1 protein-coding gene is annotated in these 213 nt (G+C 49.3%); it reads left to right on the top strand.

Annotated elements, in window-relative coordinates; genetic code table 11:
* Window positions 1-3: 3 nt before the first annotated feature.
* A complete protein-coding gene (locus tag CHH91_RS19775; RefSeq protein WP_286160874.1) occupies window positions 4-174 on the top strand; it encodes an amidohydrolase family protein in 171 nt (56 codons plus the stop codon).
* The last annotated feature ends 39 nt before the right edge of the window (window positions 175-213 follow it).

Genomic DNA, 213 nt, shown 5'->3' with positions numbered 1-213 from the left:
AGCATCACTCGCACTGCTGCAGAATTAGCCGGCATCTCAAACCGCGTCGGCTCACTCGAAGTAGGAAAAGACGCTGATCTAGCGGTTTGGACAGGCCATCCATTTGCAACAAAAACAAAACTTTGCGCCACTTACATTAATGGTAGCTGCGCTTACCATTCTAATCCACAATAGACGCTAAAAAGCCGCCAAGTGATCCTTGGCGGCTCAGAC

Origin of the sequence: Virgibacillus sp. 7505 (genome assembly GCF_002272135.1) — a bacterium.
In the GTDB taxonomy this organism is placed as follows: Bacteria; Bacillota; Bacilli; order Bacillales; family Amphibacillaceae; genus Terribacillus.
The sequence above is the reverse complement of the archived record's forward strand: the minus strand, read 5'-3'. Positions and strand labels throughout refer to the sequence as shown.